This is a genomic window from Pseudomonas sp. 5Ae-yellow, from assembly GCF_014077575.1.
Taxonomy (GTDB): domain Bacteria; phylum Pseudomonadota; class Gammaproteobacteria; order Pseudomonadales; family Pseudomonadaceae; genus Halopseudomonas; species Halopseudomonas neustonica.
Map to the genome: position 1 here is coordinate 55,271 of NZ_JACGWE010000001.1, position 25,825 is coordinate 81,095.

Sequence of the window (25,825 nt, forward strand, 5' to 3'; positions counted from 1 at the left end):
TTATTACTTAGCGGCAACCAGAAGGAATGTGGCTAGCATCAAGCGTACCAGTACACGTCCAGCGAGAAATCTGGCCAGTAGCTGTAACAGTTGGAGTCAGGACCAGGGTGTCGCCAGCGATCGCACCGTCGTCAAAGGTTACAGTAATGCCACCAGCACCTGTTACAGCCACATCACCCGCACCAAAATACTTACCTTCGAGCAGCAGCGCAGACGCGATAGTCGTAGCACTGGCAGCAGCCGCACCAGCTGTCGCAGAGTCAACCGCAATATCTGCCTGCAGACCAGCGGTCGCTTTCAGACCTTCAGTTGCTTGGGCACGCGCCGTGTAATCTTGGTAAGCTGGTAGTGCAATAGCAGCCAAAATGCCGATGATCGCGATCACGATCATCAGTTCGATAAGAGTAAAACCTTTTTGAGCTTTCATTTAGTTCTCCATTCATATTTGAGATAGCCCTGCGGCTTGCCAACAAAAAGCAATTATTAGGCCAACCAAGAAAATCAACAGCAAACCCGGTCCCACCTTGGATCCATTGCGCGCCTAACGTGCTAAGAGCGCCCCCAGACGTCGTTTTGTGACCATATTCGTCACTCTTACCCAGCACTAAAAAGCCCAGTCACTATCTGACTTTCCGTGCAAGCCAACCAAGACCTATACTATAGTGAAGTTAAAATTCGCGCCTTGTATCAGAGATACGGACTCCCCATGGAAAACCCTTCCCTATCTGGCCTAGCCAGACGCATCGTGCAAGACGAGCTGCTTGATGCAGCAGTCGCGGCGAAAGCCACCCAACAAGCTAGCCAAGATAAAATCCCTTTTATTACCTATTTGGTACAAAAGAAGCTCGCTAGTGCGCGTGACTTGGCCATGGTGTGTGCGGAAGAATTTGGCTATCCCTACTTTGATCTCTTAGCGATAGACAAGGAAGCACAGCCTCAGGATCTTGTTAGCGAGAAACTGATACGCCAACACAGCGTTTTACCATTATTCAAGCGTGGCTCTCGCCTTTATCTGGCCACTTCAGACCCGACGAACCAGCAGGCTCTCAGCGACATCCAGTTCAACACAGGCCTAATGACGGACGCAGTCATTGTCGAAGATGACAAACTACATTTAGCAATAGAAAAATTTCTAGACAGCCCCACAGGTGGCCTGGGCGACATGTCTGATGCCGACCTGGATGATCTGGACATTCAGTCCGTCACTGATGACGACAAAAAGGACATGTCCAATGACTCCGACGACGCACCAATCGTTCGCTTCGTCAATAAAATGCTACTGGACGCAGTACGCATGGGGTCATCCGACTTGCACTTTGAGCCGTATGAAAAGACATACCGGGTTCGCTTCCGCACCGACGGTATTTTGCACGAAGTTTCCAAGCCCCCCCAACAGCTGGGCGTTCGTATAGCAGCACGATTGAAAGTCATGTCATCTATGGACTTAGCAGAAAGACGAAAACCACAAGATGGCCGTATCAAACTGAAAATATCAAAAAACAAAGCTATAGACTTTCGCGTAAACACTCTGCCCACCCTTTGGGGTGAGAAGGTTGTATTGCGTATTCTTGACTCGGAAAGCGCCAAGATGGGCATTGATGCGCTTGGCTACGAGGCGGACCAGAAGAAGATGTACATGGCGGCACTGGAAAGACCTCAAGGCATGATTTTGGTAACCGGCCCCACCGGTTCAGGTAAAACCGTCTCGCTCTACACCGGTTTAAACATTCTAAACACCGTAGAACGCAACATATCTACCGCTGAAGACCCGGTAGAGATTAACCTTGAGGGCATTAACCAGGTTAACGTAAACCCCAAACAGGGGCTGGATTTTGCTAAAGCCCTACGCGCTTTTCTCCGGCAAGACCCAGATATCATCATGGTAGGTGAGATCCGCGACTTGGAAACGGCCGAGATTGCCATCAAGGCAGCCCAAACAGGCCATATGGTGATGTCTACTCTACACACCAACAGCGCTGCAGAAACATTGACGCGCTTACGTAATATGGGCGTCCCATCCTTCAACATTGCGACTTCAGTCAACCTGATTATCGCGCAGCGATTGGCTCGTCGACTATGCAAGAGCTGCAAGAAGCCAATGGAGGTGCCACGCGACACTCTGCTTGAAGAAGGCTTCCCAGCAGAAAAAATTGATGCAGGCATTACAATTTTTGGACCCGTGGGTTGCGAAAACTGTAAAGATGGTTATAAAGGGCGTGTAGGTATCTATGAAGTCGTCAAAATAACCCCAGCCATGCAGCGTATTATCATGGAAGACGGTAATTCTATTCAGATTTCTGAGGTAGCCCAGAGTGAGGGTTTTAGAAGCTTGCGCCAGTCCGCCCTGATGAAAGCAGAAGAGGGCGTTACCAGCCTGGCGGAAGTTAACCGAGTGACCAAGGATTAAGTCATGGCGCAACAAGCAGCACTAAAAAAGAATCCTGCAGCCGCCAAGAAAAAGGCCAAGGAAGAAAAGCTCTACCCATTCAAATGGGAGGGTAAAGACCGGAAAGGCACCAAGATCACCGGCGAAATTCAAGGCTCAAATGCGGCGCTAATCAAGAACCAGCTAAGAAAGCAGGGTATTCTTGTAACCAAAATCAACAAAAAATCGACGCTTTTTGGCAGACGCGCAAAAAAGATCAAGCCACTTGATATCGCCTTCTTTACTCGTCAACTGGCAACTATGATGGAGTCTGGTGTCCCCATCATCCAGGCTTTTGAAATCATTGCCGAGGGAGCCGAAAACCCCAATATGGCCCAGCTGGTCAACGAGGTGAAAGTTGATGTGGCTGCAGGTAATACCTTGGCAGACTCGCTACGCCAACATCCTAAATATTTTGACGATTTATTCTGCAACCTAGTCGAATCCGGCGAACAGTCAGGTCGATTAGAGTCGCTTTTGGATCGCATTGCGACCTACAAAGAGAAAACAGAAGCTCTTAAAGCTAAAATCAAAAAAGCGATGACGTATCCTGTTTCAGTAGTATTGGTTGCGGTCATTGTCACTGCGATCATGCTGCTTAAAGTAGTACCGAGTTTTCAGGACGTTTTTTCCAGCTTTGGCGCAGAGCTCCCAGGCTTCACTCTTTTTGTAATTGGTCTTTCAGAATGGCTTCAAGCTTGGTGGTTTGTCGCTCTCATTGCGATCATCGTAGGCGGTTACATCTATGGTAAAGCACATACGAAATCAAAAAAACTAAGGGATGCTGAAGATCGTGCTTTGCTAAAGGCTCCTATAGTCGGCGATATAATTTATCAAGCGGCCGTGGCAAGGTATGCACGAACACTTTCCACTACTTTTGCCGCCGGCGTACCCTTGGTTGAAGCACTTGACTCAGTCGCTGGCGCCGCAGGCAACGTAGTTTTCTACAACGCCGTCATGAAGATCAAAGAAGATGTCTCCGCGGGTTCACAGCTCAATTTCTCTATGCGCGCCACAAATGTTTTTCCGTCATTAGCTGTACAAATGGCAGGCATCGGCGAAGAGTCCGGCAACCTCGACGGGATGCTAGAGAAGGTAGCCGACTACTACGAAGCAGAGGTTGATAACAAAGTCGACAACCTTACCACCCTGCTTGAACCGATGATCATGTGCGTGCTCGGCGTTTTGGTCGGCGGCCTCATCATCGCCATGTACCTACCCATCTTCCAGCTCGGCAACGTCGTATAACGCATGCAAATTATTGGCTACCTGGCCAGCCACGCGCTGGCCTTTATTTTGCTCGCGGGCCTGCTAGGCCTGATCATCGGCAGCTTCCTCAACGTCGTAATCCACCGTCTGCCCAGAATGATGGAAGCACAGTGGCTACAGCAAAGCCGAGAGATGCTGGAGCTGGAATCGCCACAGGCGGAGCAGACGACCTACAACCTGATTTTGCCGCACTCCCACTGCCCTCACTGCAAGACCGAGATCAAGCCCTGGCAAAACCTGCCGGTGATCAGTTACTTGCTGCTCAGGGGCCGTTGCGGGCAATGCAAGGAGCCGATTAGCGCTCGTTACCCGCTGATTGAACTGCTTACCGCTGGGCTATCAATGCTGGTGGCATGGCAGTTTGGCTTTGGTTGGCCGGCAGCGGGCATGCTGGTGCTGACCTGGGGCCTGATCAGCCTTAGCATGATTGACGCGGATACCCAGCTACTACCCGACGTACTCGTCCTGCCGCTGTTATGGCTAGGCCTGATTGCCAATAGTTTTGGCACCTACACCTCTCTGAACGAAGCGCTCTGGGGTGCCGTGGTCGGTTACCTCAGCTTGTGGTCGGTTTATTGGGTATTCAAGCTGGTGACCGGTAAAGAAGGCATGGGCTATGGCGATTTCAAGCTGCTGGCTATGCTCGGTGCATGGGGTGGCTGGCAAATTCTGCCACTGACTATCCTTATGTCATCGCTGGTCGGCGCTATTCTTGGCATCATCATCCTGAAGACGCGCGGACAGGACAATGCAACCCCACTGCCCTTCGGGCCTTACCTGGCTATAGCAGGCTGGATTGCACTCATCTGGGGTGAGACAATCACCAGCAGCTATATGCAGTTCGCTGGCTTCTGAGCCAGCGTAACGCCGCTGCAGACTGCACTTCGCATTATCATCTTGAATCCACACGCCCGGAAATAGCTGTTGCCCGTTATGAGTATGATCATAGGATTGACTGGCGGTATCGGTAGCGGCAAGTCAGCCGCAGCCAACCATTTTGCGACAGAGCACGGCATTCATGTGGTAGATGCCGATCTCAAGTCACGGGTGGTGGTAGAGCCAGGTAAACCGGCCCTGGCGCACATTGTTGATCGTTTTGGTGATGACATATTGCTGCCGGACGGCAACCTCGACCGGGCGGCATTACGCCAGCGTATTTTCAGCGACGCTAATGAGCGCATCTGGCTCGAGTCCTTACTGCATCCGCTGATTCGCGAAGAGACCCTGCGCGACCTCAACAGCGCGACCTCGCCCTATGTGCTCCTGGTTTCGCCGCTATTGATTGAGTCAGGGCAGCACCACCTGACCAGCCGGGTCATAGTGGTAGACGTGCCTGAGGCGCTGCAGCTCGCCAGGACGGCTACGCGCGACCAGGTTTCCGAAGATCAGGTGAAAGCTATCATGCAAGTACAGTCGCAGCGCGAAGCCAGGCTCAGCCAGGCCCACGACATCATTACCAATGATCGTGATCTGGCCCACCTGCACGAGCAGGTCAACACATTGCATCAGCAGTATCTGGCGATGCTGCAGGAGAAAAACCCATGACCCTGAATGTTGAATGTCCAACCTGCAAGGCACCCGTCACCTGGGACGCCAGCTTTCCTGACCGCCCCTTCTGTTCACAGCGCTGCCGCTTGATTGACCTGGGTGCCTGGGCTTCTGAAGAACATGTCATCCCCGGCAACGAGCAGGAACAGGACGTGTTTTCCGAAGACCTGTCCCGCCAATGATCCCATACCGCCCAACGCCCTCAGCACATTGATGCGCCGCATTCACGTGATGGCCGGAGTTATCGTAGACCCGGCCGGCAATATACTTATCGCCAAGCGCCCTGACAGCAGCCACCAGGGCGGGTTGTGGGAGTTTCCGGGTGGCAAGCTGGAGTCGGGCGAAGAGCGCCTTGCAGGGCTGAGTAGGGAGCTGCAGGAGGAGCTGGGCATCCAGGTTATTGAAGCTCACCCACTGATAAACATCCGCCATGACTATTCCGACAAGTCCATTCGGCTGGATGTATGGAAGGTCACTGCTTTTTCGGGTGAGGCACACGGAGCCGAGGGCCAGCCGGTGCGCTGGGTGCCGCCACAGACACTGTCTGACTTCGACTTTCCGGCCGCTAACAAGCCCATCGTGATCGCAGCGCAGCTGCCTGATCAGTACCTGATCACACCGGACACCGACGAACAATCGCTGTTGGCTGGACTGGAGCAGGCCAAGGCTAATGGCATTCGCCTCGTGCAACTGCGTCAGACCCAGCTGGACTGCGCCGCGTATCGTGATCTGGCGGTCAAGGTGCTGGAGCGCTTTGGTGACCACTTTCAATGGCTGCTCAAAGGCGACAACGCGCCGACTTGGTCCAACGCTGGCTGGCATCTCACCAGTGCCCAGCTACGCAGCCTCTGGCAGCAGCGCGGACAACAACAAGCGAAGCCAGGCAACAAACTAATGGCCGCCTCTTGCCACAATGCGGAAGAATTGCAGATGGCGATGGAGCTGGGCATCGACTTTGTAACGCTATCGCCTATTGCTGCGACCCAAAGTCATCCAGGCAGCGAGCCATTGGGCTGGGCGGCTGCAGAGCAACTGATGCAAGCGGCAACTCTGCCAGTCTACCTGCTCGGGGGTATGACGCTTGAACATCTAGACCAAGCGCGCAACTGCGGCGCGCAGGGTGTAGCCGGCATCAGCGCGTTCTGGCCAGACACGCGCTAAAACCAACGTTATTCAACCTCAACTACCCTCAGCTCTTTCGGCATGCTGAAGACGATATTCTCTTCCTGCCCGGCCAATTCTTCAGCGCCGGTGGCACCTTGCGCATGCAGATGCTGAATAACCTGGCGCACCAGCACGTCAGGCGCGGACGCACCCGCCGTCACGCCGATATTGTTTGCCGTAGCCAACCACTGCGGCTGAATCTCATCAGCCCCATCAATCAAATAAGCTGGCGTACCCATACGCTCAGACAACTCACGCAGACGGTTGGAGTTGGAGCTATTCGGGCTACCCACCACCAGTACAAGATCACATTCGCGGGCTAGCTGCTTCACCGCATCCTGACGATTCTGGGTGGCGTAGCAGATATCATCCTTGCGCGGCCCATCGATAGCCGGGAAGCGACTACGCAGCGCATCAATCACCCGCGCCGTATCATCCATGGACAAGGTGGTTTGCGTTACAAAGGCCAAGCGCTCCGGATCTTGTATTTGCAACTTGGCGACGTCTGCTTCGTCCTCAACCAGATAGATTTTGCCACCCCTAGCCTCGTCATACTGGCCCATGGTGCCCTCAACCTCAGGATGACCGGCATGGCCAATCAGCACGCACTCGCGGCCGTCGCGACTGTAACGCGATACTTCCATGTGAACCTTGGTCACCAGCGGGCAAGTCGCGTCAAACACCTTAAGACCGCGGTCGGCGGCTTCCTGGCGCACAGCCTGAGAAACACCGTGTGCGCTGAAGATAACAATGACATCGTCTGGCACCTGATCAATTTCTTCGACAAAAATCGCGCCACGACTACGCAGGTCTTCAACCACAAATTTGTTATGCACCACTTCATGACGCACATAAATGGGCGGGCCAAATACTTCAAGAGCGCGATTGACGATCTCGATGGCGCGATCAACGCCGGCGCAAAAGCCGCGGGGGTTAGCCAATTTGATCTGCATAGGTACCTCGGGAGGAAAAGGCGAATGTCGCTGGATTATTCGTCATCGCAACGTCGAATGCGGTTGGGCGACTAACAACAGAAAGCGGCCTGCTCAGGCCGCCTGTACATTGATGATTTCCACATCGAAGGTAATCACCTTACCCGCCAGTGGGTGGTTAAAGTCAACCTCAACCACCTTATCGTGGATGGTTTTCACTACACCGGGTAGCTCACCGCCAGCCGCATCCCGAAAGATAACCAAGAGGCCTTCTTCCAGCTCCATTTCGTCGAATTGATCACGCGGGATAGTTTGCAGGTTCTGCGGATTACCAGGACCGAAACCGCGCTCAGGCTCGATTTCAAAACCGCGCTTGTCGCCCGCCTTCAAGCCAAAAATGGCCTGCTCAAAACCCGGCAACAAGCTGCCATCGCCTACCTTGAAGGTGGCTGGCTGCTTATCTAGCGTGCTATCGACCACATCGCCATTAGGCAATTTCAGCGTAAAGTGCAAGGTAACCAGTGTGTCGTGGTTGATGCGCAGATCAGTCATGTGGGTACCTCAATGTTAATTTTAACGTGACGTACGGGCGTATTTGGGGTGACTCTATGGAAGCCACGCCAGCTGCTTCTAGCTTCTAGCTTCTAGCTTTCAGACGACTTCTTACCCACAAACATATCCAGTATCAGGCAGGCTGCGCCGACCGAGATAGCGCTGTCGGCAATATTGAACGCCGGGAAGAACCAATCCTGTTGCCAGTGCACCAGAATAAAGTCGATCACGTGTCCCAATACTACCCGATCATATAAATTGCCCAGCGCACCACCCAGGATCAGTGCCAGCGCAACGGCCTCCAGCCGCTTACTGCGATCCAGCCGAGACAACCAGACGCAGAGCACAACACTGACCACCACCGCAATCGCGGCAAACAACCAACGCTGCCAGCCTGCGGCATCAGCCAGAAAGCTGAAGGCGGCACCCGTGTTGTAGGCCAGGGTGAAGCTGAACAGGTCCGGGATCACCGGTACCTGTTGATACATGCCCAGATTACTGACAGCAATCCATTTGGTCAGTTGGTCCAGCGCGATTACCACCAGCGATAGCCAGAGCCACCCCAGGCTACCTTTGTTGGCTTCAGGCATGCTGACGCACCTCACCAGCCCCTTCGATATTGTCTACACAGCGACCACAGATCTCCGGATGCGCCGGGTTAACCCCCACGTCTGAGCGGAAGTGCCAGCAACGAGCACACTTGGCTTCGACCGACTTGAGGATGCGTAGCTTGAGCCCTGGTAGCTCAGTCGCTACCGCGTCATTGGTCGCGTCTGCCAGTGGCGCCAGCGTGGCCTGAGAGGTAATGAGTACAAAGCGCAGCTCATCACCCAACTTCGCCAACTGCTCACTCAAGTCAGACTCTACGTACAGCGTCACCTCGGCCTCAAGGTTGCCGCGAATCGCCTTGGCGCTACGCAGATTTTCCAACTCTTTGTTTACCGCCTCTTTAACACCCATGACGGTAGCCCAAAACTCGCGACCCAGGTTCTGGTCAGCCGGCAACTCTGCCAAGCCGTCGTACCAGGTGTTCAACATGACCGAGTCATTATGCTCACCGGGCAAATGTTGCCACAACTCTTCCGAGGTGAAGGACAGCACTGGCGCAATCCAGCGCACCAGCGCCTCAGCGATGTGGTACAGCGCAGTCTGGCAAGAGCGACGGGCAATACTATTGGCCTGCGTGGTGTACTGACGATCCTTGATGATATCCAGATAGAAACCGCCCAACTCCTGCACGCAGAAATTGTGTACTTTCTGGTAAACGTTCCAGAACTTGTAGGTGTCGTAGGCTTCAACGATTTCCGCCTGCAACAGGCGCGCACGATCGACAGCCCAGCGGTCCAGATCCAGCATCTGCTCTGCAGGCAGCGCATCCACTTTCGGATCAAAGCCATTCAGATTCGAAAGCAGAAAGCGGGCGGTATTGCGGATGCGGCGGTAGGCATCGGCACTGCGCTGCAAGATCTGGTCAGATACCGCCATTTCACCGGAATAATCGGTAGACGACACCCACAGACGCAGAATATCGGCGCCCAAGGTGTCGTTCACTTTCTGTGGTGCGATGGTATTACCCAGCGACTTGGACATCTTGCGGCCATTCTCGTCGACCGTGAAACCATGGGTCAGCAAACCGCGATAGGGCGCGTGCCCATCAATCGCACAGCCGGTCAGCAACGAGGAGTGGAACCAGCCACGATGCTGATCAGAGCCTTCCAGGTAGAGGTCGGCCAAGGGCCCCTGCTGATGCCCCATCGGATTGGAGCCACGCATCACGTGCCAATGGGTGGTACCGGAGTCGAACCACACGTCCAGGGTATCGCTGATCTTGTCGTACTGTGCAGCCTCATCTCCCAACAATTCACTCGCATCCATATCGAACCAGGCGTCTATGCCGCCCTGTTCAACACGCTGAGCTACCTGTTCGATCAGCTCAAGGGTGCGCGGGTGCAGCTCTCCGCTCTCTTTATGCAGAAAGAAGGGAATCGGCACACCCCAGTTACGTTGCCGCGAGATACACCAGTCAGGGCGACCGGCGATCATATTGTGCAGGCGCTGCTTGCCCCATGCGGGGACAAAATCGGTCTCTTCAATGGCTTTGACCGCTTGTTCACGCAAAGACTCACCGCCAGCGACCGGCAGATCCATACCAACAAACCATTGCGCAGTGGCGCGATAGATCAGGGGCGTTTTGTGGCGCCAGCAATGCATATAGCTGTGGTTGATGCTCTCGTGCTTGAGCAGAGCACCGACTTCTTCAAGCTTGGCGACGATGGCCGGATTGGCCTTCCAGATAAACTGGCCGCCAAAGAATGGCAGGTCAGCAACGTAAACACCGTTGCTCTGTACTGGGCTGAAAATGTCGTCATTGGTCATGCCGTACTGTTTACAGGTGCGGAAGTCATCCTCACCGTAAGCCGGTGCGGAATGCACCACGCCAGTACCCGCATCCAGCTCAACGTATTCAGCCAGATATACTGGAGAGAGGCGATCATAAAATGGGTGGCGGAAATTGATCATCTCCAGCGCTGTACCCGGTGCAGTCGCCAGCACCTCGCCCTGCAAGCCATAGCGGGCCAAGCTGTCAGCTACCAGATCTTCAGCCAACAGCAGCAAGCGCTCGCCGGTATCAACCAGCGCGTAGTTGAATTCGGGATGTACGTTCAACGCCTGGTTAGCAGGAATGGTCCAGGGCGTGGTAGTCCAGATCACGACAGCCGCAGGTTTGGGCAGCGCGGCTAGGCCAAACGCGGCGGCCAGCTTATCGGCATCCTCTACCGGGAAGGCAACATCAATGGCATCAGACTTTTTGTCCTGATACTCCACTTCGGCCTCGGCCAGCGCCGAACCACAATCAAAGCACCAGTTAACCGGCTTGAGCCCTTTGAAAACGACACCCTGCTCGACCATCTTGCCCAGCGCACGGATCTCACCGGCTTCGTTGGCAAAGTTCATGGTGAGGTAAGGGTTATCCCAGTCGCCTAGCACGCCAAGACGGATAAAGTCGGCTTTCTGCAAAGCGACCTGCTCGGTCGCGTAGGCGCGACTCAACTGACGCACCTTGTCTGCCGGCAAATGCTTGCCGTGGGTCGTCTCCACCTTGTGCTCAATTGGCAGGCCGTGGCAATCCCAACCCGGAACGTAGGGCGCGTCGAAGCCAGATAAGGTCTTGGAGCGCACGATCATATCTTTGATGATCTTGTTCAGCGCATGACCAATATGGATCACACCGTTAGCATAGGGAGGGCCATCGTGCAGGATGAACTGCGGACGACCCTGGCTGACCTCACGGATACGCTGGTACAAACCGTCAAGACGCTTGAGGGTTTCTGGCTCACGATTGGGCAACCCGGCCTTCATCGGAAAGTCCGTGGCGGGCAGGTTCAGTGTCGCTTTGTAATCAGTCATCTCGGTTCAGGCTCTTTTAAGTTCACAGGCCCCATTGGGCCCTGGCCGCGGCAAAATCAGCCTTGATTGCCGCCTGCAATTCATCCAGCGAGTCGAAACGTTGCTCGTCTCGCAATTTTTCGTGAAATACGACATCCAGCCGGCGGCCATAAAGGTCGCCAGCAAAATCAAAAAGATGTACTTCCAGGTGCGCCTTGCCGTCGCCCTTCACCGTCGGACGCTTGCCAATGTTGGCAACGCCCTTGAGCTGAACACCGTCCAGCTCGACGCTAACGCGGTAAACACCGTGCAACGGCGGATTGACGCGCTTCAGCTGGACATTCGCGGTAGGCGCGCCAATCGTACGCCCCAGTTGCTGACCATAAAGCACTCGTCCGGCAATACTGAACGGCCGACCAAGCAGGCGCTCAGCCAAAGCAAAATCCCCTTCGCCCAGCACCTGACGCAAGCGCGTACTACTTACACGCTCGCCGCTTTCCGCGACGGTATTGGCTGCCTCGACAGTGAAACCATGGCGCTCACCGCTATTTTGCAGGAAAGCGAAATCACCGGAGCGATCACAACCAAAGCGGAAATCATCGCCCACCTCAAGATGTTTCACCCCGAGCCCATCGATCAACACCTGCTGAACAAATTGCTCGGCACTGAGTTCACGCAAGCGACGATTAAAGGCCAGACACAACACGCGATCGACGCCCTGCGCCTGCAATAGCGAGAGCTTCTCGCGTAGGCGCGTCAGTCTGGGCGGAGCGGCATCGGGGGCAAAATACTCTCGTGGCTGCGGCTCAAATATCACCACACAACCGGGCAGCCCGAGACGTGCAGAGTGCGCACGCAACCGGGAGAGAATCGCCTGGTGGCCGGCATGCACGCCGTCGAAGTTGCCAATTGTTGCAACACAGCCCCGGTGCCGGGGCCGCAGATTATGTAGACCGCGGACCAGTTCCATAATGCTCGTTAATGGTGGATCAGTCGAAACGCTGGAGTATACAGGTTTGCAGCCACCAACGTCATGCACGCTGTCGCTGCGACGCTTTGCAGTGCATCAATCGTTACGCAGATCGCGCAAGCGCAGGCCACCAACCAGCAGCACCAGCAGGTAAACACCCATACCCGCAGCGACCAGCAGCGCCATTTCCCCGGCTTTTTGCTGCCACCCCCACACCAGCCAATCCTGCGTTGGCGGCACCAGCCACAACAATACCAACGCCATTGCTACGCAGGCAGCCAATAAACGAGCCGCAAAAGCCAGCCAACCGGGTTGTGCCTGAAACACGCCTGCCTTGCGTAAGCCCCACCAGAGCAGCCCGGCATTCAAGAGTGCAGAAAGCGATGTCGCCAACGCTAGCCCCACATGCGCCAATGGCCAGATAAAGATCAGGTTCAGGCCCATGTTGGTAATCATGCAGATAATCGCAATCTTGACCGGCGTCTTGGTGTCCTGGCGGGCAAAATAGCCGGGGGCCAGCACCTTGATCAGCATAAAGGTCATTACCCCAACGGAATAGGCCCGCAGCGCAGCAGCGGCTTGCACCACATCCTCGTTGGCCATAGCGCCGTAATGAAACAGCGACGCAATCATTGGCTCAGCGAGCAACAGCAGCGCAATAGCGGCTGGCACACCGACCAAAAGCACCATACGCACTGCCCAGTCCAGGGTGCGCGCAAAAGCGCGCGGATCTTCGGCCGAGTGCTGGCGCGAGAGCGCTGGCAAGATTACGGTACCTATGGCGATACCAAAAGCGCCAAGCGGTAGCTCAGACAGACGATCTGCGTAATACAGCCAGGAAATACTGCCGGTTTGCAGGAAAGAGGCAAGCACAGTGTCCAGCAATAGATTGATCTGACTAACCGACACCCCAAACAACGCGGGGATCATCAACGTCATAATGCGCTTAACACCCGGATCTTTGCTATTGGGACGCGGCGTTGGCAAAAGTTTGATCTGCGCCAGAAACGGCAACTGAAACAGCAGCTGCGCTACCCCGGCGATAAACACTCCCCAGGCAAGCGCCATGATTGGCTGATCGAAATAAGGGGTAAGGCATACGGTGGCGCCGATCATGCACACGTTAAGCAATACCGGAGTAAAAGCCGGCACCGCAAAGCGGCCGTAACTATTGAGGATCGCACCACAGAGTGCGGTCAAAGAGATCAAAAACAGATAGGGGAAGGTAATACGCAACATGTCGGTAGCCAGCTCAAGCTTACCTTGGTCGTCGTGAAAACCTGGCGCGAACAGCATAATCAACACTGGCGCGCCTGCCACACCCACCGCTGTAATCGCAGCAAGCGTCAACCCGAGCGTTCCGGTTACCCGATCAACCAGCTGTTTTACGTCTGCCAATGCGCGCTTGGCGCGGTACTCGGACAACACAGGTACAAAGGCTTGAGCAAAAGCACCCTCGGCAAACAGCCGGCGCAAAAAGTTTGGGATTTTGAACGCAATAAAGAAGGCATCAGCCTCGGATTGCGAGCCAAAGTAAGCCGCCACCACCACATCACGCACCATACCCAGAATACGTGACAGCAGCGTCATTACACTGACAACCATCCCTGAACGCAGGAGGCTTGGGGCCTTTGGAGGCTGCTTGTCACAGGATGGAGATTGGGTCATGAATGTGCGCGCCAGGAAAAGCCGACATCATAGCGCCCCGCCGCCCGAATTGTCAGGTGCCGCCAACGTAATCAGCAAACAAGTAATAGAGGTACACCCAGCGCTTTCTCTGTATACTCTGCGCACCGCGCCGAACGACAGGCAACTCTTTGCTGGCATACAGCAAAACCGCCTGTCGGTTTTCCTCAGCCCTCTTGACATTAACTTGTCTCGGCTGCATAGTACGCGGCCTTATTTGTACCTAATTCATCCAGATTTTCTGAGGAGCACGACGGTGGCCAACTCACCTCAAGCCAAGAAACGCGCCAAGCAGGCCGAGAAGCGCCGCAATCACAATGCAAGCCTGCGCTCCATGGTCCGTACCTACATCAAGAACGTGATCAAGGCTATCGACGCCAAAGATCTCGAGCAGGCTAAGACTGCCTATATTGCAGCTGTTCCGGTCATCGACCGCATGGCTGACAAGGGCATCATCGACAAGAACAAGGCAGCTCGCCATAAGAGCCGCTTGAACGCACACATCAAGGCAATGGCTGAAGCCGCCTGATCTGCGATTCTTGTTGCAAAAAAAACCGGCCTTGAGCCGGTTTTTTTATTGCCTCGTATAACCACTTAGCACGTCTAATCTATCGCAACTTCAGCCCGCCACTGATTAAGCAGGCCTGCCCAAACAGCAAAGGCTTTACCTGGTCAGATCAGCACCAGGTTGTCCTTGTGTACCAACTCCGGATCGTCGATATAACCCAAGATGCGCGCAATAGATTCTGTTGGCTTACCAGCAATACGCGCAGCATCCTGAGCAGCGTAGTTAACCAACCCACGCGCGACCTCTCGGCCATCAGGCGCTATGCACACAACCATTTCACCTCGCCTGAAACCACCCTCCACAGCGGTAACACCCACCGGCAACAGACTATGCCGCCCCGTGGCAAGCGCCTTTACGGCGCCATCATCCAGCAGCAACCGCCCGCGCGTCTGCAAGTGCCCAGCCAGCCATTGCTTACGGGCCGCGAGCATACCTCGCTCAGGCAAGAGCAAGGTGCCCAGCTCCTCGCCTTGATGCAGTCGCGAGACGACGCGCTCAATACGCCCGCCGACGATAACGGTAGCTGCGCCTGAACGCGCAGCGAGCCGCGCAGCGCGCAACTTGGTCTGCATCCCGCCACGCCCAAGCGCGCCCGCACTGCCGCCAGCCATCACGTCCAGCGACGAATCATCCGCCATCGCCTCAGAGACCAGCTGCGCCTGCGGATTATTGCGCGGATCGGCGGTGTACAGACCATCTCTATCGGTAAGAATCACCAACAGATCAGCCTCTACCAGATTAGTTACCAGCGCACCCAGAGTGTCGTTATCACCAAACCGAATCTCATCAGTCACCACAGTGTCGTTTTCATTGATCACGGGAATGACATTCAGATCCAACAGAGCCCGCAGCGTGCTGCGGGCATTCAGATAGCGCTTGCGATCAGACAGATCATCGTGAGTCAGCAATACCTGCGCAGTAGACAAGCCGTGCTGCTGGAAACTGGACTCCCAGGCCTGCACCAGACCCATCTGGCCAATGGCGGCAGCCGCCTGCATATCGTGCGTCGTCTTGGGCCGCTCAGTCCAACCCAGGCGACTCATACCTGCCGCAACCGCACCGGACGAAACCAGAACCAACTCAGCGCCGCTGGCGCGTAAGACCGCTAATTGCTCGACCCATACGGACATGGCAGCACGGTCGAGACCTCGACCATCACCGGTTAATAAGGCACTACCAATCTTGACCACCCAACGACGGGCTCCGGTTACCTTTTCACGCATGCTGATCCCATCAACAGATTGCCCATATTTAAACCAGAACCCCGACTGCAACCAGTCGGAGCTAACACGGTTGCACTAAAGCGAATCAATGGACGTAGAAAATCTCCGGACCATCTTCATCATCTTCGTCGTCATCTTCATCATCGTCCTCACCCTCAAGGGCGATACCCTGCTTGCGCAGAGCGCGACGATCGTCCAACACCTGAATGTGCGCGCGCGCCTCATCTTCAATCTGCTGATCAAGCACGGCCTGTTCGGCGGCGTACTCCTCATCATCCTCAAGGCGATTTTCGCGCTCATCCAGCCAGTTCATTACTGCCTTGGCCAGCTCAGCAGTGCCCTGGCGCTCAGAAGCCGAAATAACAAATACCGGACCCTCCCACTCCAGCCGCTCTACCACATCATCCAGCACAGCCTGCTGCTCATCTTCGAGCAACTGATCACACTTGTTCAATACCAACCAGCGCTCACGCATAGTCAGCGCAGGACTGAATTTGCCCAACTCGTGAACAATGGTCTCGACCGACTCAACCGGATCAGCCTGATCCAGCGGCGCCATATCCACTAGGTGCAACAGCAGGCGAGTACGCGACAAGTGTTTAAGGAAACGCGTGCCGAGACCAGCACCGTCGGCAGCCCCCTCGATAACACCGGGAATATCAGCGATCACAAAACTGCGCAGTTGACCGACATCCACTACACCCAGGTTTGGCACCATGGTCGTGAAGGGATAATCGGCAACCTTAGGCTTGGCCGCAGACACTGAACGAATAAAGGTGCTCTTGCCCGCGTTGGGCAACCCCAACAGACCTACGTCGGCCAGCACCTTCATTTCCATCTTCAGATCACGCAACTCACCCAAGGAACCGTTAGAGGTTTGTCGCGGCGCACGATTCACACTGGACTTGAACCGGGTGTTACCCAAGCCATGGAAACCACCCTGCGCCACCAACAGGCGCTGACCTGGCTCGGTCAGGTCGCCAATAATCTCTTGAGTGCCAGCATCAATGACAGTGGTGCCCACAGGCACCAGCAACACCATGTCTTCACCTTTGGCGCCAGTGCAGTCACTACCCCGACCATTCTCGCCACGCTGCGCATTGAAGCGACGGGTATAACGGTAATCAACCAGGGTGTTGAGGTTAACGTCGGCCTCCAGGAATATGGAACCCCCATCGCCACCATCACCACCATCCGGACCACCCTTGGGAATGAATTTCTCACGACGGAAACTCATGCAACCATTACCACCATCACCAGCCTTGACCGTGATGGACACTTCATCAACGAATTTCATCTATCTCCCCTTCCCTATCGGGACGGGCTAATGGAAAGAGTACGCTACAAACAAAAAAGCCCCGTCGCAAGACAGGGCTTTTCAGCAGCAAAGAGCTATCAGGCAGTTACGACATTAACGTAACGACGACCGAACTTGCCCTTAACTTCGAATTTCACCACGCCTTCAGCTTTGGCGAACAAGGTGTGATCCTTGCCCATGCCAACGTTCTTGCCAGGGTGGAACTCAGTGCCACGCTGACGAACGATGATGTTACCCGGAATGATGGTTTGACCACCGTACATTTTTACACCAAGGCGTTTCGATTCTGAATCGCGACCGTTGCGCGTGGAACCGCCTGCTTTTTTGTGTGCCATGAGTCTATATCTCCTGAATCAGCTTAGGCAGAGATGCCAGTAATCTTGATTTCGGTGTACCACTGACGGTGGCCCTGACGCTTCATGTGGTGCTTGCGACGACGGAACTTGATGATACGGATCTTATCACCACGACCGTGAGCACTGATCTCGGCAGTCACTTTAGCGCCCTCCACAACAGGAGCGCCGATCTTGACGTCATCGCCATCTGCAACCAGCAGAACCTTGTCAAACTCGATGCTGGCACCGGTTTCAACGTCCAGCTTCTCTACTTTCAGGAACTCGCCTTCAGCGACCTTGTATTGCTTGCCGCCGGTAACAATGACTGCGTACATGTTGCTTTCTCCGTAATCCTGCTCACCCAGCGCTTGATTAGAATCGTTAGTGGCTGGCATGGCTGCAAGTGGCTCCGCCTATCGGACCCGACCTTGCCATTGTTAAAACAGGGATGCTGTATCTTAGGGGCGAGGATTGTACTCAAGCGCACCGCTTTACGCAAGCACTGACCAAGCCTGATAGACTGCGCTTTTCTTGACAGCAAAAGGCCTGCAACCTAGCATGCCGCCGAACCTTTTCAGGAAGTCTGCAACCAATGACCACCCTGCCATTCTATGCACCGGTATCCGATGACTTTGATGCGGTGAATACGCTCATTCTAAATCAGCTGCATTCCCGGGTCCCGCTAGTAGAAAAGATCGGCCACTACATTATAAGCGCTGGCGGCAAACGCCTGCGTCCACTGGTCGTTCTGCTGGGTGCACGCTCCTGCGGGATGGATGATGCACGCCAACACAGTCTGGCCGCGATCATCGAGTTCCTGCACACCGCTACGCTACTGCACGATGACGTAGTAGACACATCAGATTTGCGACGCGGACGCTCAACAGCCAATGCGCTGTGGGGCAACGCTCCTAGCGTATTGGTTGGCGACTTCCTTTATTCGCGCGCTTTCGAAATGATGGTTGCACTGGGCGACATACAGATTATGCAGATCCTCGCCAACGCGACAAACGTCATAGCGGAAGGCGAAGTACTGCAACTATCCAAGGTACGGGACGCGAGCACCGACGAAGCCACCTATATGGAAGTCATTCGCAGCAAGACGGCCATGCTATTTGAGGCGGCCTGCCATACCTCTGGCGTGCTGGCCGGTGCAACCACGGAGCAGACTGAAGCCTTGCGTAAATATGGCAATGCGCTGGGTATAGCGTTCCAGCTAATGGATGACCTGCTCGACTACAGCGGTGACGCCGCTGAAATGGGTAAAAACGTGGGAGACGATTTGGCTGAAGGCAAGCCCACTCTGCCCCTTATCTACACCATCAGCCACGGCACCCCAGAACAGGCAAAACTGGTGCGCAATGCCATTCAAAAAGGCAGCGGCGAACAGATCGAGTTGATACGCGATGCAGTCACCGCATCAGGCGCACTGGAATATACCGCCCGCCTGGCACAAGCGCAGATAGAGGAGGCAATCGACCTGCTACAAGCCCTTCCAGCTTCGCCTTATCGGGATTCACTGGAACAGCTGGCTCGTTTTTCGGTAGATCGCACGTTCTAAACCTGTGAACCTCGCAACTACGTCATTACGTAACGACAGAGGCTCACATATCTGACCTGGTCGGGAGCTGAACTTACCACCGCCGACCAGGACAGGCGCTTACTTACAGAACCTTAAGCAGCTCAATCTCGAAGATCAGCGCGCTATGCGGCGGAATGCTATTACCTGCGCCGCGCTCGCCATAGGCCAGCTCAGCCGGGATAAACAAACGCCACTTAGCGCCTTCCTGCATCAGCTGCAACGCCTCAGTCCAACCCGCAATCACACCGCCCACTGGAAACTCAGCTGGCTGGCCACGCTTGTATGAACTATCAAAGACTTCACCGGAAATTAGCGTGCCTTCATAATGAGTCTGCACGGTAGAGCCCGCCTCTGGAGTCGCACCCTCACCTGCGGTAACAACTTCATACTGCAGACCTGAAGCCAGGGTGGTGACGCCGTCACGCTTGGCATTTTCGGCCAAAAACTCAACACCTGCCTGCGCAGCCAGCTTGGCAGACTCTTGTGCCGCAGCACGCATTTTTTCCTGCAGCTGCTGAAACGCCGCCTGCAGATCAGCTTCAGCCACTTGACTAGGCTGCTGGGTATAAGCGTCACGTAGCCCGGCGGCAACGAGGTCCAGAGTAAGGTCCGGGATATTACTGCTCAGCAGTTGCTCGCCCATCTGGCGGCCAATGCCGTAGCTAACGCGCTGTTCGTCGTTCTCAAAAGTGTTGCTCATGGCGAGCCTCCAGTCATAAAAAGGGCGATAAGCCTGACACAAGAACAGCAAAAATTCACCCACAGCAGCGAATCCGCTACAATGCCCGGCTTTCTGCCTAAACCTCGGAAGCACCCATCATGCTAGAAAAACTATTCAAACTTAGTGAACACGGTACTAACGTGCGCACCGAGCTTTTGGCCGGCCTGACCACCTTCCTGACCATGGCCTATATCATTTTCGTCAATCCGGCGATGATGGCTGATGCCGGCATCGACCCAGGCGCCGCCTTCGTTGCCACCTGTCTGGCAGCGGCTATTGGCTCGCTGGTCATGGGCTTATGGGCCAACTACCCAATCGCTCTGGCACCAGGCATGGGCCTCAACGCGTTCTTCTCCTACACCGTCGTTGGCTCAATGGGTTACAGCTGGGAAGTCGCTCTCGGCGCGGTCTTCTTGTCCGGCCTGATGTTCTTCCTGCTCAGCATCTTCCGCATCCGCGAATGGATCATTAACAGCATCCCTATGGCGCTACGCTCGGCCATCGCCGCGGGCATTGGACTGTTCCTGGCCCTGATCGCGCTCAAGAACGCGGGCATAGTAATAGACCACCCTGAGACGCTGGTCGCCATGGGCGACCTGACACAGCCCGACGCATTGCTCGCGGCAGGCGGTTTTGCAGTGATTGTGGCGTTGGCGTACCGCAAGGTCACCGGCGCGGTGATGATCGGCATATTGCTGGTAACCGCGATCAGCCTACTGACCGGCTTGAGCCAGGCAGACGGCGTCGTCTCAGCGCCACCCAGCCTGACGCCGACCTTCATGCAGCTGGATATCAAAGGTGCACTAGAAGTTGGCATGCTCAGTATTATTTTCGCTTTCCTCTTCGTTGACCTATTTGACACCTCAGGGACACTGATCGGCGTCGCCCAGCGAGCCAACCTGGTTGATAAAGACGGGAAAATGCCGCGCTTGGGTCGCGCTCTGATGGCGGACAGCACTGCCACTATGGCTGGGGCCGCACTCGGCACGTCAACCACCACCAGCTACATTGAATCAGCCGCAGGCACGGCTGCAGGCGGTCGCACAGGCCTGACCGCGTGCGTGGTTGCGCTACTTTTCTTGCTCAGTCTGTTTTTCTCGCCGCTCGCCGGCGCCGTACCCGCCTTCGCAACCGCGCCAGCCCTGCTCTTTGTTGCCGTGCTGATGACCGGTGGCCTGGTTCAGGTCGACTGGGATGATTTGACTGAAGCGGCCCCGGTCGTGATCACGGCGATCATGATGCCGCTGACCTTCTCTATCGCCAACGGTATCGCCGCCGGCTTTATTGTCTGGACCGCAATCAAACTATTGTCTGGTCGCTGGCGCGACCTCAACCTCAGCCTTTATATCTTGGCTGGGCTCTTCATCATCAAACTGGCGCTGTTCAACTAATGAGTCTCGCATTCAATCCGGAAAACTACGCCAATCAACTGGCAGAAAAGCGCGAACGCCTGTGTCATCTGCTGGCAGAGTTCGACGCACCTGAACCCGAGGTCTTCACCTCAGCGCCTGAGCACTTCAGGCTACGCGCCGAGTTCCGCCTCTGGTACGAGAACGGACAACCGCATTACGCGATGTTTGAACAGGGCAATAAGCACAAGGTAGTGCTTATCGATCAACTTCCGATCGCCAGCAAGCGCATCAACGAACTGATGACACCGCTGCTGGATGCTTGCAAGGCGAACCCGATACTGGGTCGAAAGCTCTTTCAAGTGGAGTTCCTAACCACACTGTCTGGCGAGGCGCTAGTCACTCTGTGCTATCACCGCCCCCTGGACGAAGACTGGGGTGAGCCCGCCAGGCAGCTGGCAAGCCAACTGAACATACAGTTAATAGGTCGCAGTCGCGGACGCAAGCGCATCCTCGAAAACGATTACGTTACGGAAGCACTCGACGTAGCCGGGCGCACCTGGCGCTACCAACAGATAGAAGGTGGCTTTACGCAACCCAACGGGGGTGTCAACCAGCATATGCTGAGCTGGGCGGTGGATGCAGTCGGCAGCAATCAAGATGACTTGCTGGAGCTGTACTGTGGCAACGGTAATTTTACTTTACCGCTATCCACCCGCTTTCGCCGCGTGATGGCAACAGAACTGGCAAAAAGCTCGGTCAAATCAGCAGTAGAAAACCTGGCCATGAACGAAGTCACCAACGTGACCCTGGTGCGACTGGCAAGCGAAGAGGTTACTCAGGCGCTCACCGGCGTGCGAGAGTTTCGCCGCCTGCAGGGAATTAACCTGGATGATTTCAACTTTGGGACTGTCTTTGTCGACCCGCCAAGGGCAGGACTCGACCCCGCCACCCTAGCGCTCGTCCAGGGCTATAACCGTATTCTTTACATCTCCTGCAACCCGCAGACTCTGGCGCACAATCTGGAAACGCTGAACGAGACCCATCGAATAACGCGTTGCGCGCTATTCGATCAGTTTCCTTACAGCCATCATATGGAGTCGGGGGTGCTGCTGGAGTCTGTGTAGCAAAGCAAACTCAGGCCCAGCAGCCCCTAATCAGCCCACTGCGGGCCCCCATTTACAGTTTCAAATACCAAGGTCTGCTCACCACTCATAATACCTTTAGGGGTAACCGTAATCGTGAAAGCGTGAGGGCTATTACGATTATAGGCAGGCGTGTAGAAATCACTACCGTATAGACCGTCCGGCGCGAACCCCCTTGCCGCCGCCTCATCAGCAGGATACGAAAAGTTCTTGGATCTAAAGGCCTCCAACTCGCTGGCATACTCCATAATCTGACCCTTTGCCTCGGCCTCTCTCGTATTGCGGATATACTCTTGGTAAGAGGGATAAGCGATTGCGGCTAGGATCGCCACAATCGCCACCACAATCATCACCTCAAGCAAGGTAAAACCGGCATCACGCGAGATCTTGATCGCTTTACTCATCACGACTTAATCTCCTTGTCCGCTTTCAGGCAGTTTGATAGCCCCTGCAGCATCGGGCGTCAACTGCATCCAGCGACCATGGCGCAGGTCACGCACATCACCACCAGGAGGATTCGGAGGATTGGGAGGGTTGCCAGGACCACTGGAGGAAACAGTCTCCGTGCCGACGACAATTGCAGTGTCACCGTTTTCACCGAACAGCACGGTAACGCCTGGAGGCAGGCCAGGTTGCAAGAGTGCGTAACGCTCACCCCGCCCCGTTAGCAAGTCAACCCTGTGCAGATAAGACTGTCCATAGCTGACGGAGCAAGGATCGCGCTCATCATCCGAAGAAACACTTGGCGAATACGTTGTAAACAGTACCTCATAATTAAAGACAGCAGGTGAGGACAGCGATTTTTCCCCTTCAGCCTTGTTCAGCTGCATATACCACCCACGCTTGGTGGTATCAGGCTGCCCCCCAGTAGACACATTGGTAAAGTCGACCAGTGTCGCCACCGGCTTTACAGGACCACCGAAAGGTTCTCGATCGCTTAACACAAACAACGCATCTTGTGTTTCATCGTCCAGTGGATGACTACGATACCCTGATGCTAGCGACACAAAATAGCTCGAATTGGCGCCATCGCGTACGTAGGACACCGTTGGCTGCTCGTAAAAACGACGGTGATTCTCACCAGAGCCACCTAAACGAGCTAGCAGTGTGACACTGTGGGACCTAGCCTCTGAACCATCAATATCTGCCCGGAACAACTGCCCACCCAAATCAGCGAAATACAGATGATCAACCACACCATCGGAGTCAGTATCAACCACAGCGATGCTACCCGGAATTGAGTGAGTCATACGCGAGACCGCAGTTACCACATTCCCACTCCGGCTGCCCGCCGACCAAACCAGCTCGCCGGTGTCAGCATTCACCACATAGATCGCGTTGCCCTTCTCGTCTTGAGCACGAAGCTCCTTATGATCATCGTGATCTGCCGGGCTGTAACCACCGCCAAAAATCACCACCGGGATACTCCCGCCATCGCCGCTCGGGAAACGCGCAACCTTCGGAGTAGACCAAGTCTGTCCCAAGTCGACAAAATCACCCGAACCACCTGTAACCTGCCATGCTAACTGAGGGCTACTCACGTTAGTGACATTCAAAGCGTAGTAACTATTGCCGCCGCGCCGCATACCTCCATAAATCATAACCTTAGAGGGAGCATCTTCGATTGAGTCACCTGGCTCGCGCAAAACAGCCCAACTTCCATCCAGGCCATATGTCTGACGCTTATTCCCGCCGGCCAATGGCAAGCGGTTAACCGTGTAACTGGATGCCTTCGAAATAAGTTCATACGGCATAAAAGCGAACTTCTCATCACCATTGCTGGTGTCAATCGCATGCAGCATGCCAGCGTTAGTCGAGACGAAAACAATATTATCTTCATCGAAGTTTTGGCCAACAATCGTACCACCATAGTTAACCATTAATGGGCGGCTATGTAACGGATCCCCCCACATAGTCAGCAACTCCCGCTCAACATTGCCACGAACTGCGTCCGTCGCCTCGGACGGCAAAAAAAGCTGCGCATTCGTGAAGTCGTCTAGATCAAACCGGCGCAGACTCCCGCCAGGAGATGAGGAGTAAAAAAGCCTGCGTGCCGACGACTGCAATCGATCACGAGCGCCACCCAGCATGATATCAGCGCCGTCCGTTGAGCGGCTCCACCAGCTGCGGGATGAAGAAGAAAACTCACTACCACTCATCGCATTATTGCCGGACACGTCATAAAAGGAGGCCTCGCCATCCTCGACCTCAACTCGGTAACGCTTGAGGTTACCGTGCCAAAAGCTGCTTTGCAGCGGCTTAAACAACGAAAAATACATCTCATCCAAATGCTGAAACCGCTGGCTTTGGCTCACTGCCACGCCCGGCGAAACCATTGTGTTCGCTTCGTCCGCGATTAAGTCGAGGGTCGACTGGAACGCCAGGAGCAGACTCTCAGCATTATCAGAGTTATAGGTGCTACCACCACCGGCCGCGGACACGCTTTGCATATTTTCGAGAGTATTACTTTCCATATACAAGCCGATATTGTGGGTTTTGATTTCACGACCAATCGCGTTGTTTTCTCGATTCAGATTACGCGCGATACGGACCTGACAGTTGTACGACCCAGACGTACAAGAAACCAGCTCCACACTGCCAGGGCTGTCGCCTGAAGGCGCTCCATCCGTGAACATGATGATGTGATTCGATTCACACTGATTAGCCTGCACAACGGGAGAGTCGTAGCTAGAACCTGAGGTTATTTGAGCATACTCTGCGCAGCTACCAGTAGGGACCATCTCGCAGTAAGTCACCTCGTTAGCGACTAAACTTTCCGTATAAGAAACTTCGCGTTCTTGATAAAGCCCCGTTCTATACTTAAGATCCCACCAACGGCTATCATCGTATTCACAAGTCGCTGCGCTCGCGGGACAAGAGGGCCTAGGCTGCCACCAGTTATAACTTATCCACGCCCCCCAGCTAATACGGCAAACCTCACCAACAGTACAACTTTCGTTAGCGGGCAATACTCGCCAACCACCATATGTTATTGAGCAAGACGCTTCATTTACGTCACAATAGCTTACGGGCTGCCCATCCGAGTATTCATGTTCAGTAGTACATTGCTCTTCATACTCATCTTTTAGACAAAACCTATTCTCTGAAGAAGAGTACGTATTACTACTGCTACGCCCAAGCATATAATCGGCCATCTCCTCGTAGCCAAGGGATGTTGGAGTACCAGTGCTCGGCATACCGCCAGAAGGATATTGAACGTTTCTGCTAGGGTTAATCGAATTAAGCGCATCATCAAAATAGGGACGAGTCTTTTCAGTTACCGGCATTACCGGCACCATGACATATCCACCGTTGCTCGAGTTATTGAAGCGCCCCAGCCCTATTTTTACATTCTCATCGGCGTCATCAAGTATCGTCTCCATCGCATCATTGAGGAGGTTGATTCTGCGCTCACGCCAATCGCTCCCCGTACACCAATTAGCTCCCGAGCCTGTTTCGCAATTACGCATGGAGCCTGAGTTATCAAGCATAATCATGACGTTCGCAATATTTTTGTTCACCGAATCGTCTGACAGCACTTCAGAGTAATATACCTCAACATCCTCAGCCCATAATTGACCAGAGGAAAACATCGCCACCGCACCAAGAAAAACGACAGGAGCATAACGAGTATAAAGTTTCATTTTTTCC

At 54.6% G+C, this 25,825-nt stretch carries 24 protein-coding genes; 10 read left to right on the forward strand and 14 right to left on the reverse strand.

Annotation, left to right across the window (positions count from 1 at the left end; genetic code table 11):
- Positions 1-7 precede the first annotated feature (7 nt).
- Positions 8-427, reverse strand: coding sequence for a pilin (locus H4J77_RS00270; protein WP_182246502.1), 420 nt, complete (start codon positions 425-427; stop codon positions 8-10).
- Between the two features lie 279 nt (positions 428-706).
- Between H4J77_RS00270 and pilB the strand changes: the two genes are divergently transcribed.
- The 6 genes from pilB to H4J77_RS00300 all read left to right on the forward strand — a co-directional run bounded on the left by pilB (position 707) and on the right by H4J77_RS00300 (position 6,403).
- Entirely contained in the window at positions 707-2,407 is a 1,701-nt protein-coding gene (pilB, locus tag H4J77_RS00275; RefSeq protein WP_182246504.1) for a type IV-A pilus assembly ATPase PilB, read from the forward strand.
- A gap of 3 nt (positions 2,408-2,410) precedes the next feature.
- Entirely contained in the window at positions 2,411-3,673 is a 1,263-nt protein-coding gene (locus H4J77_RS00280; RefSeq protein ID WP_182246506.1) for a type II secretion system F family protein, read from the forward strand.
- Between the two features lie 3 nt (positions 3,674-3,676).
- Positions 3,677-4,549, forward strand: coding sequence for an A24 family peptidase (locus tag H4J77_RS00285; protein ID WP_182246509.1), 873 nt, complete (start codon positions 3,677-3,679; stop codon positions 4,547-4,549).
- Positions 4,550-4,627: 78 nt separating this feature from the next.
- The gene (coaE, locus tag H4J77_RS00290) at positions 4,628-5,239 is read left to right on the forward strand and encodes a dephospho-CoA kinase (RefSeq protein ID WP_182246511.1); all 612 of its coding nucleotides are present in this window, start codon (positions 4,628-4,630) and stop codon (positions 5,237-5,239) included.
- A complete protein-coding gene (gene yacG / locus H4J77_RS00295; RefSeq protein ID WP_123890460.1) occupies positions 5,236-5,424 on the forward strand; it encodes a DNA gyrase inhibitor YacG in 189 nt (62 codons plus the stop codon). The genes coaE and yacG overlap by 4 nt, the downstream gene beginning before the upstream one ends.
- A gap of 31 nt (positions 5,425-5,455) precedes the next feature.
- A complete protein-coding gene (locus H4J77_RS00300; protein ID WP_182246513.1) occupies positions 5,456-6,403 on the forward strand; it encodes a Nudix family hydrolase in 948 nt (315 codons plus the stop codon).
- Positions 6,404-6,411: 8 nt separating this feature from the next.
- Here H4J77_RS00300 and ispH read toward each other — a convergent pair whose 3' ends face one another.
- From ispH to murJ, 6 genes are all read right to left on the reverse strand, one after another.
- A complete protein-coding gene (gene ispH, locus H4J77_RS00305; RefSeq protein WP_182246515.1) occupies positions 6,412-7,359 on the reverse strand; it encodes a 4-hydroxy-3-methylbut-2-enyl diphosphate reductase in 948 nt (315 codons plus the stop codon).
- Positions 7,360-7,452: 93 nt separating this feature from the next.
- Positions 7,453-7,890 carry an FKBP-type peptidyl-prolyl cis-trans isomerase gene (fkpB, locus tag H4J77_RS00310; RefSeq protein ID WP_182246517.1) on the reverse strand — a complete coding sequence of 146 codons (438 nt, stop codon included), beginning with the start codon at positions 7,888-7,890 and terminating at the stop codon, positions 7,453-7,455.
- 92 nt (positions 7,891-7,982) lie between these two features.
- A complete protein-coding gene (lspA, locus tag H4J77_RS00315) occupies positions 7,983-8,480 on the reverse strand; it encodes a signal peptidase II (RefSeq protein ID WP_182246519.1) in 498 nt (165 codons plus the stop codon).
- The gene (ileS, locus tag H4J77_RS00320) at positions 8,473-11,298 is read right to left on the reverse strand and encodes an isoleucine--tRNA ligase (protein WP_182246521.1); all 2,826 of its coding nucleotides are present in this window, start codon (positions 11,296-11,298) and stop codon (positions 8,473-8,475) included. The genes lspA and ileS overlap by 8 nt, the downstream gene beginning before the upstream one ends.
- Before the next feature lie 22 nt (positions 11,299-11,320).
- Positions 11,321-12,247 carry a bifunctional riboflavin kinase/FAD synthetase gene (ribF, locus tag H4J77_RS00325; RefSeq protein ID WP_182246523.1) on the reverse strand — a complete coding sequence of 309 codons (927 nt, stop codon included), beginning with the start codon at positions 12,245-12,247 and terminating at the stop codon, positions 11,321-11,323.
- A 96-nt stretch (positions 12,248-12,343) separates the two neighbouring features.
- The gene (murJ, locus tag H4J77_RS00330) at positions 12,344-13,915 is read right to left on the reverse strand and encodes a murein biosynthesis integral membrane protein MurJ (RefSeq protein WP_182246525.1); all 1,572 of its coding nucleotides are present in this window, start codon (positions 13,913-13,915) and stop codon (positions 12,344-12,346) included.
- A gap of 274 nt (positions 13,916-14,189) precedes the next feature.
- Between murJ and rpsT the strand changes: the two genes are divergently transcribed.
- Positions 14,190-14,462, forward strand: coding sequence for a 30S ribosomal protein S20 (gene rpsT / locus H4J77_RS00335; protein WP_182246842.1), 273 nt, complete (start codon positions 14,190-14,192; stop codon positions 14,460-14,462).
- 143 nt (positions 14,463-14,605) lie between these two features.
- Here the strand turns inward: rpsT and proB are convergent, their stop codons facing one another.
- The 4 genes from proB to rplU all read right to left on the reverse strand — a co-directional run bounded on the left by proB (position 14,606) and on the right by rplU (position 17,712).
- On the reverse strand, positions 14,606-15,724 hold the full coding sequence (gene proB / locus H4J77_RS00340; protein WP_182246527.1) for a glutamate 5-kinase: 1,119 nt from the start codon (positions 15,722-15,724) through the stop codon (positions 14,606-14,608).
- An 85-nt stretch (positions 15,725-15,809) separates the two neighbouring features.
- A complete protein-coding gene (gene cgtA / locus H4J77_RS00345; protein WP_182246530.1) occupies positions 15,810-17,021 on the reverse strand; it encodes an Obg family GTPase CgtA in 1,212 nt (403 codons plus the stop codon).
- A 98-nt stretch (positions 17,022-17,119) separates the two neighbouring features.
- Positions 17,120-17,377 (reverse strand): 50S ribosomal protein L27, encoded by a 258-nt coding sequence (gene rpmA / locus H4J77_RS00350; RefSeq protein WP_123890450.1) that lies wholly within the window; start codon positions 17,375-17,377, stop codon positions 17,120-17,122.
- A gap of 23 nt (positions 17,378-17,400) precedes the next feature.
- Positions 17,401-17,712 carry a 50S ribosomal protein L21 gene (gene rplU, locus H4J77_RS00355; protein WP_123890476.1) on the reverse strand — a complete coding sequence of 104 codons (312 nt, stop codon included), beginning with the start codon at positions 17,710-17,712 and terminating at the stop codon, positions 17,401-17,403.
- Between the two features lie 257 nt (positions 17,713-17,969).
- Between rplU and H4J77_RS00360 the strand changes: the two genes are divergently transcribed.
- Entirely contained in the window at positions 17,970-18,938 is a 969-nt protein-coding gene (locus H4J77_RS00360; protein WP_182246532.1) for a polyprenyl synthetase family protein, read from the forward strand.
- 103 nt (positions 18,939-19,041) lie between these two features.
- Here the strand turns inward: H4J77_RS00360 and H4J77_RS00365 are convergent, their stop codons facing one another.
- The gene (locus tag H4J77_RS00365; RefSeq protein ID WP_182246534.1) at positions 19,042-19,659 is read right to left on the reverse strand and encodes an FKBP-type peptidyl-prolyl cis-trans isomerase; all 618 of its coding nucleotides are present in this window, start codon (positions 19,657-19,659) and stop codon (positions 19,042-19,044) included.
- Positions 19,660-19,778: 119 nt separating this feature from the next.
- Here H4J77_RS00365 and H4J77_RS00370 point away from each other — a divergent pair, with 119 nt between their 5' ends.
- Both H4J77_RS00370 and trmA read left to right on the forward strand, forming a co-directional pair.
- On the forward strand, positions 19,779-21,071 hold the full coding sequence (locus tag H4J77_RS00370; RefSeq protein WP_182246536.1) for an NCS2 family permease: 1,293 nt from the start codon (positions 19,779-19,781) through the stop codon (positions 21,069-21,071).
- On the forward strand, positions 21,071-22,156 hold the full coding sequence (gene trmA / locus H4J77_RS00375; protein WP_182246538.1) for a tRNA (uridine(54)-C5)-methyltransferase TrmA: 1,086 nt from the start codon (positions 21,071-21,073) through the stop codon (positions 22,154-22,156). The genes H4J77_RS00370 and trmA overlap by 1 nt, the downstream gene beginning before the upstream one ends.
- A 26-nt stretch (positions 22,157-22,182) precedes the next feature.
- Here the strand turns inward: trmA and H4J77_RS00380 are convergent, their stop codons facing one another.
- Together H4J77_RS00380 and H4J77_RS00385 are read right to left on the reverse strand one after the other, a co-directional pair.
- Positions 22,183-22,578: a type IV pilin protein gene (locus tag H4J77_RS00380; protein ID WP_220469189.1), complete on the reverse strand. Its 396-nt coding sequence runs from the start codon at positions 22,576-22,578 to the stop codon at positions 22,183-22,185.
- Positions 22,579-22,584: 6 nt separating this feature from the next.
- On the reverse strand, positions 22,585-25,818 hold the full coding sequence (locus H4J77_RS00385) for a PilC/PilY family type IV pilus protein (protein WP_182246540.1): 3,234 nt from the start codon (positions 25,816-25,818) through the stop codon (positions 22,585-22,587).
- Between the last annotated feature and the right edge of the window lie 7 nt (positions 25,819-25,825).

Excerpts from the sequence above, each read along its gene's own strand:
- H4J77_RS00270 (WP_182246502.1), bottom strand. The coding sequence starts at position 427 with ATGAAAGCTCAAAAAGGTTTTACTCTTATCGAACTGATGATCGTGATC.
- pilB (WP_182246504.1), top strand. The coding sequence starts at position 707 with ATGGAAAACCCTTCCCTATCTGGCCTAGCCAGACGCATCGTGCAAGAC.
- H4J77_RS00280 (WP_182246506.1), top strand. The coding sequence starts at position 2,411 with ATGGCGCAACAAGCAGCACTAAAAAAGAATCCTGCAGCCGCCAAGAAA.
- H4J77_RS00285 (WP_182246509.1), top strand. The coding sequence starts at position 3,677 with ATGCAAATTATTGGCTACCTGGCCAGCCACGCGCTGGCCTTTATTTTG.
- coaE (WP_182246511.1), top strand. The coding sequence starts at position 4,628 with ATGAGTATGATCATAGGATTGACTGGCGGTATCGGTAGCGGCAAGTCA.
- yacG (WP_123890460.1), top strand. The coding sequence starts at position 5,236 with ATGACCCTGAATGTTGAATGTCCAACCTGCAAGGCACCCGTCACCTGG.
- H4J77_RS00300 (WP_182246513.1), top strand. The coding sequence starts at position 5,456 with ATGCGCCGCATTCACGTGATGGCCGGAGTTATCGTAGACCCGGCCGGC.
- ispH (WP_182246515.1), bottom strand. The coding sequence starts at position 7,359 with ATGCAGATCAAATTGGCTAACCCCCGCGGCTTTTGCGCCGGCGTTGAT.
- fkpB (WP_182246517.1), bottom strand. The coding sequence starts at position 7,890 with ATGACTGATCTGCGCATCAACCACGACACACTGGTTACCTTGCACTTT.
- lspA (WP_182246519.1), bottom strand. The coding sequence starts at position 8,480 with ATGCCTGAAGCCAACAAAGGTAGCCTGGGGTGGCTCTGGCTATCGCTG.
- ileS (WP_182246521.1), bottom strand. The coding sequence starts at position 11,298 with ATGACTGATTACAAAGCGACACTGAACCTGCCCGCCACGGACTTTCCG.
- ribF (WP_182246523.1), bottom strand. The coding sequence starts at position 12,247 with ATGGAACTGGTCCGCGGTCTACATAATCTGCGGCCCCGGCACCGGGGC.
- murJ (WP_182246525.1), bottom strand. The coding sequence starts at position 13,915 with ATGACCCAATCTCCATCCTGTGACAAGCAGCCTCCAAAGGCCCCAAGC.
- proB (WP_182246527.1), bottom strand. The coding sequence starts at position 15,724 with ATGCGTGAAAAGGTAACCGGAGCCCGTCGTTGGGTGGTCAAGATTGGT.
- cgtA (WP_182246530.1), bottom strand. The coding sequence starts at position 17,021 with ATGAAATTCGTTGATGAAGTGTCCATCACGGTCAAGGCTGGTGATGGT.
- rpmA (WP_123890450.1), bottom strand. The coding sequence starts at position 17,377 with ATGGCACACAAAAAAGCAGGCGGTTCCACGCGCAACGGTCGCGATTCA.
- rplU (WP_123890476.1), bottom strand. The coding sequence starts at position 17,712 with ATGTACGCAGTCATTGTTACCGGCGGCAAGCAATACAAGGTCGCTGAA.
- H4J77_RS00360 (WP_182246532.1), top strand. The coding sequence starts at position 17,970 with ATGACCACCCTGCCATTCTATGCACCGGTATCCGATGACTTTGATGCG.
- H4J77_RS00365 (WP_182246534.1), bottom strand. The coding sequence starts at position 19,659 with ATGAGCAACACTTTTGAGAACGACGAACAGCGCGTTAGCTACGGCATT.
- H4J77_RS00370 (WP_182246536.1), top strand. The coding sequence starts at position 19,779 with ATGCTAGAAAAACTATTCAAACTTAGTGAACACGGTACTAACGTGCGC.
- trmA (WP_182246538.1), top strand. The coding sequence starts at position 21,071 with ATGAGTCTCGCATTCAATCCGGAAAACTACGCCAATCAACTGGCAGAA.
- H4J77_RS00380 (WP_220469189.1), bottom strand. The coding sequence starts at position 22,578 with ATGAGTAAAGCGATCAAGATCTCGCGTGATGCCGGTTTTACCTTGCTT.
- H4J77_RS00385 (WP_182246540.1), bottom strand. The coding sequence starts at position 25,818 with ATGAAACTTTATACTCGTTATGCTCCTGTCGTTTTTCTTGGTGCGGTG.